This is a genomic window from uncultured Flavobacterium sp. (genome assembly GCF_963975005.1).
GTDB lineage: Bacteria > Bacteroidota > Bacteroidia > Flavobacteriales > Flavobacteriaceae > Flavobacterium.
Window position 1 is genome coordinate 1 of sequence record NZ_CAXBFR010000155.1, and the last position, 5,751, is coordinate 5,751.

Genomic DNA, 5,751 nt, shown 5'->3' on the forward strand with positions numbered 1-5,751 from the left:
ATAAAAACCGTTTTTGCATGATGTGTAAAGCGTCCAATTTCAAAAGCATCTTCATCTTTAAAAGGATAAGGTTCAGAAGACAAGAAAACCAAATCAGGATCACCTTCTAAGCGAATCTTTTTTAATTCCACTTCTGGATATCTTCCTTTTTCTTTGTAAATATTTTCAAAATGATTTAATTCTAATAAAGTATTGATAAATGTATCTTTTCCTGCAACCATATGTGGATTTTTCCAAATAAAATAAGCTGCTTTTTTTGAAGGTTTATCGTTGATGAAATTCTTAAAATCTTGATAAGCAAAATTGATTTTATCATGCCATTTTTGAGCTTCAGTCCTTTTACTAAATAACTTTCCGAAATCTAAAATCATTTGCAAATTATCTTCAATGGTATAAATATCAGTAACAATTACAGGACAAATTTTACTCAATTCTTCAACAATTTCTTTTGTGTTTTCTTCTTTATTGGCAATAATTATATCAGGTTGCAAGGTTTTTACTTTTTCAAAATGAACATTTTTTGTTCCTCCAATAATTGTTTTAGTTGCCTTGAAATGATTTGGATGCTCACAAAATTTTGTAATTCCTACAATAGCATCTTCTAAACCTAAATCATATAATAATTCGGTTTGAGAAGGCACAATGGAAACAATGCGTTTTGGTGTAGTTTCAAAAGAAAAATTAATCTTTTTCCCTTCTACATAGGTTGTATATTTGGTATTCAAAATAGTATTTTATAATTTTATGTAAATTAAAAACATGAAAAACAAAATTACTTTCATTATTTGCTTTTTAACAAGTCAAATATACGGACAAATTAATTTTAATTATAATTTTAATACAACTGGCCAACGCGTTTGTTTAGTTTCTGCGAATGTTACTGAAAATCCGCCAAGTGTAGTTATTAATTTACATGATAATAATCAAAATACGATACAAAATTACACCATTAAAAGAAGGCCTATCAACGGACAAAATGCTGATTGGATAACAGTTGCTTCCAATATTCCTGCAATTACAACTTCTTGGACAGATACAAATGTAATACTTGGAAACGCTTATGAATATCAAATTTCAAGAAATACTGGAAGTCAAATTGCAACTGGTTACGTAACTGCTTGTATAAGATATGACCAATCTGATTACAAAGGAAGAATGATTTTAGTTATTGACAATTCGTTTCAAGCTACTTTAGCTACTGAAATTACTCAACTTAAAAAGGATTTAATTTTTGAAGGTTGGTTTGTAGAAGAATTATATGTTAATAGAGCCACAACTTGGGAAACAGAACCAGAAATTATAATAATTAAAAATCAAATAACAACAATTTATAACAATGCTCCAGCAAATGATAAACCTAAACATTTATTTTTATTAGGCCATATTCCAGTACCTCGTTCTGGACAAGGAGCTTTTGCACCTGATGGACACGATGAGAATAAAGGTGCTCGTGGAGCAGATTGCTATTATGCCGATATAGATGGCATTTTTACTGATGTTGCAACCTATAATCCAGGAAATATTGATTCAAAAGCCATCAACTTACCTAACGATTTAAAATGGGATCAAGATTTTATTCCAAGTGAATTGGAAATGGCATTTGGAAGAGTAGATTTTGCTAACATTGGTGGAAGTTCTCAAACCGAATTACAACTTTTACAAAGTTATTTGAATCGTTTGCACAATTACAGAATAGTAGCATCTAGTTATGACATGGGAAATGAAACCGCTTTTAACTTTGGATATGATAATTCTAATGATGGTTCTTACAGAAGTTTGATTCCTTTATCAGGAGTTAATAATGTGTATCAATATTCTGGTACAACTATTTTTCCTTTTTGGGTAAATCAAACAGGACCATATCAAGTATTTATGCAAAATGTTCAAGTTCCCAATCCAAATGAGTGGGATCAATTTGGTATGAATGCTACTATTTTTAGTTCAGATCAAAGTTATTGGGGCTATTGGGATGATGTTCAAAACTCATGGGGAGCAGGTCACATTAGAAACTTACTTTCAAAACCTACAAAATGTTTAGGAATACTTTACACTACTTCTGCAGTAAATTTGTTTCATCAAACAGGAATGGGAGAGACTATGGGTTGGAGTATAAAACGAATTATGGACCACAACCAAACCAATAATTTATACCAAAAACCTGAACAAGATTATGATACTTGGGAATTTTGGGGAAGAACGCATTTGCAATATCATGGTGATCCAACCTTACGATTAAATCAAGTAATTCCTCCAACTAATATTGAAGTTACTATCAATAATGGTCATTTAATAACGTGGAGTGCATCAACAGATTCAAATATCATTGGCTATCATATTTATAAAAGTTATACAGAAAATGGTCCATTTGTTCGATTAACTCCTACTCCAATTACTGATTTATTTTTCAATGATGGTGATTTAACCACTGTGATTAGACACTATTTAGTTAAAGCCATAAAATTAGAGGCAACTGGTAGCGGAACGTATTTGAATCCGAGTATTGGTATAACGACTTCAAATGCATTAAATGTTGCCAATTTTTCTGATAATTCGGTTCAAGTTTTTCCAAATCCAGCACAAAATGAAATTACTATTACATCCGCTGAAACATTAATTTCTATTGAGATATATGATGTTAAAGGGCAAAAAACAGGAACATACAATCCAAATAGTTCCATCAATATATCACATTTAAGTCAAGGAGTTTATTTCTTGAAAATTTATAATGATATAGGCTTTTGGATTAATAAAAAAGTGGTTAAGCATTAGACAAAATGATTTTCATTTCCTCTTGTATTTTTAAAGCTTCTTCCCTAGCCTTTTGAGCAAAATCTTCTTGGTTTGATGCATAAATAATTCCACGTGAAGAATTTATTAATAATCCAACCTCATCATTCATTCCAAACTTACAAACGTCTTGTAAATTTCCACCTTGAGCACCAACTCCGGGTACGAGTAAGAAACTGTTAGGAACAATTTTTCTGATTTCAGTAAAATATTCAGCTTTAGTTGCACCAACTACATACATTAAATTTTCTGAATTTTTCCAACTTTTAGACGTTTCTAAAACTTGCTTGTATAATTCTTTTCCATTCGTTGCTAAGGTCTGAAAATCAAAAGCACCTTCATTTGAAGTCAAAGCCAAAATGATCGTATGCTTGTTTTCAAAAGCCAAGAAAGGCTCAACCGAATCTTTACCCATGTAAGGAGCAACGGTTACAGAATCAAAATTTAAATCTTCAAAAAAAGCTTTGGCATACATGGATGAAGTATTTCCAATATCACCACGTTTTGCATCGGCAATTGTAAAAATTTCAGGATAAGTTGAATTTATATATTCTATAGTTTTTTGAAGCGATTGCCACCCTTTTAAACCATAAGCCTCATAAAAAGCAGTGTTAGGTTTATAAGAAACACAAAGATCGTGAGTAACATCTATAATAGCTTTATTGAATTCGAAAATTGGATCTTCTAATGCTAATAAATGTTTTGGAATTTTATTTAAATCAACATCTAAGCCAATGCAAAGAAATGATTTTTTTATTTGAATCTGCTGAAATAGTTGTTCTGTAGTCATTTGTAGTTTGTTGTTGGGCAAATTTACAAACTTGAATTCAATAAACTTAAAATTTTATAAGAATCCTTAAAAATTCTATAAGACGTTTACCGTCTTGTAGCAATATCTTTGTAGAGAACATTTTAAAAAACTAAAAATTATTACAAATGGATACTAAATTAGGAATACCACAAGAAGACATAAAATCTAATATTAAAAACCTAACAGTAGTTTTGGCCAGTGAAATGGTTTTATATGTAAAAACTAGAAAATTTCATTGGAATGTAGCTGGAAATAGTTTCATGGAAATGCATAAACTTTTTGAAGCTCAATATAATGAACTAGAATTAATTATTGATGAAGTAGCTGAACGAATTGGAAAATTAGGAGATAAATCCATTGGAACTATGAAAGAGTTTAATGAACATTCAGTACTTACTGAATCTACTAAATATGAAGAAAAAGAGGCAATGGTCAAAGAATTATTAGATGATTATAGAACATTAATAAGTAAAATTAGAGATTTTATTAAAGAAACTGAAAAAACAGCTGATTTTGGAACAGCCGATTTCTTAACAGCTATAATTCAAAAGCACGAAGAACAAGCTTGGGTTTTAAGAAGATATAACAACTAAAATTCAAGAATAAAATAATTATTAATTTAAATTCAAAACAGTATGAACACAACAGGAATCAAAGGCGATTGGAATGAATTAAAAGGTAAATTAAAACAAAAATTCGCAGATTTAACTGAAGACGATTTACTTTATGAAGAAGGAAAAGAAGATGAATTGTATGGAAAAATCCAACAAAAAATCGGAAAAACTAAAGATGAAGTTAAAAAAATGATTGCTGAATTATAATCAACATCTAAAGATTAATTAAACTGTCTATAAATATATTGGTATCCTAATAAGTTATTAATATATTTATAGACAGTTCCCTATAAAAGAACCTTTATGGATACAACTACCAAAAAAACACACATCGTTCAAGATTTATTAGCATTTGTCTTGATTGTTTTCTTAGCATATATGCTGCAAGATTTCATAACACCCATTCTTTTTGCCATTCTGTTGAGTGTTTTAGTTTATCCTATTGTACGCTTTTTTGAAAAAAGATTGTGTTTTAATAGAATTGTTTCTATTCTGATTGCTATTTTAATTTTCACCTCAATCATTTTTATCATTTTTGTTTTAATTGGAATTCAGTTTCAAGATATCATGGCAAAAAGTGATATGTATTATGATAAAATATTAGAAAAAACCAACATCTTGATTAGGGAAACTGAAAATTCAACCGGTATTGAAAGCGAAGATATCGTTGGTGGTGACAATATTGAAGTCAAAGAAATTGTAAAAAGAAATTCTAATAAAATATTTCAATTTATTTCAAGTTCAGGTGGCATTTTAGGTGATTTTATTTTAACACCATTGTACATGTTCTTTTTCTTATTATACAGAAGTTTCTTAATAAGTTTTCTATATAAAGCCACTTCAAAAATAAGCAACAGAAAAAACATGAGAGCTATTTTGAATCAACTTTATGATGTGCAACAAAATTATTTAGTCGGCTTAGTAAGTGTGATGGGAATTGTCGGATTGTTAAACAGTATTGGTCTATTGGCTTTAGGCATCGATTATCCTTTTTTCTTTGGGTTTCTATGTGCTTTATTATTATTAGTCCCTTATATTGGAATTATTATTGGTTCGCTTTTGCCTGCATTAGTTGCCTTAGCCACAAAAGACTCTTATTTATATTCCGTTGGAGTAATAGCAATTTTTGGATTTATACAATTTATAGAAGGAAACTTTATTACACCTAAAATCACAGGTTCTAAAGTGTCTTTAAATTCATTTGCCTCCATATTAGTGATTATATTATTCTCCATGTTATGGGGAATTCCAGGAATGATATTAGCATTACCAATAACCGCTTCCTTGAAAGTGGTTTTTGATCATTCTAATAAATTTAAATCTATAGGTTTTCTTTTAGGAGAAGCTGACGAGAAATATTTTAGCAATAAAGCTAAATACAGGTTGAAAATTTGGAAAAAAATTAGAAAAAATAAAGAAACAACTTGAAATAAACGTTACTAAAAATTCCGTTTATAAATTTAATGGAATAAAAACCTTTTAAAAACCCAACCAACCAACAACAACATTACCTTATGAAAGAACATTACCTTATGAAAG

The 5,751-nt window shown here is 29.4% G+C and carries 6 protein-coding genes; 4 read left to right on the plus strand and 2 right to left on the minus strand.

The features are described 5' to 3' along the window. Positions 1-725, minus strand: a 725-nt coding sequence (locus AACZ53_RS13445; RefSeq protein WP_339839468.1) for a helical backbone metal receptor, incomplete at its 3' end; no start/stop codon positions are given. A gap of 34 nt (positions 726-759) precedes the next feature. Here AACZ53_RS13445 and AACZ53_RS13450 point away from each other — a divergent pair. Beyond that, positions 760-2,769 carry a T9SS type A sorting domain-containing protein gene (locus tag AACZ53_RS13450; protein ID WP_339839470.1) on the plus strand — a complete coding sequence of 670 codons (2,010 nt, stop codon included), beginning with the start codon at positions 760-762 and terminating at the stop codon, positions 2,767-2,769. Here the strand turns inward: AACZ53_RS13450 and pyrF are convergent. Beyond that, positions 2,759-3,577, minus strand: a complete 819-nt coding sequence (gene pyrF / locus AACZ53_RS13455) for an orotidine-5'-phosphate decarboxylase (RefSeq protein ID WP_339839472.1) — start codon at positions 3,575-3,577, stop codon at positions 2,759-2,761. The two genes, AACZ53_RS13450 and pyrF, sit on opposite strands and share 11 nt — an antisense overlap. A gap of 146 nt (positions 3,578-3,723) precedes the next feature. Here pyrF and AACZ53_RS13460 point away from each other — a divergent pair, with 146 nt between their 5' ends. From AACZ53_RS13460 to AACZ53_RS13470, 3 genes are all read left to right on the plus strand, one after another. Beyond that, positions 3,724-4,191, plus strand: a complete 468-nt coding sequence (locus tag AACZ53_RS13460; protein ID WP_339839475.1) for a DNA starvation/stationary phase protection protein — start codon at positions 3,724-3,726, stop codon at positions 4,189-4,191. A gap of 42 nt (positions 4,192-4,233) precedes the next feature. Beyond that, positions 4,234-4,419: a CsbD family protein gene (locus tag AACZ53_RS13465; RefSeq protein ID WP_339839477.1), complete on the plus strand. Its 186-nt coding sequence runs from the start codon at positions 4,234-4,236 to the stop codon at positions 4,417-4,419. Between the two features lie 96 nt (positions 4,420-4,515). Then, complete coding sequence (locus AACZ53_RS13470) at positions 4,516-5,640, plus strand: AI-2E family transporter (RefSeq protein ID WP_339839480.1); 1,125 nt, start codon at positions 4,516-4,518, stop codon at positions 5,638-5,640. Positions 5,641-5,751 lie beyond the last annotated feature (111 nt).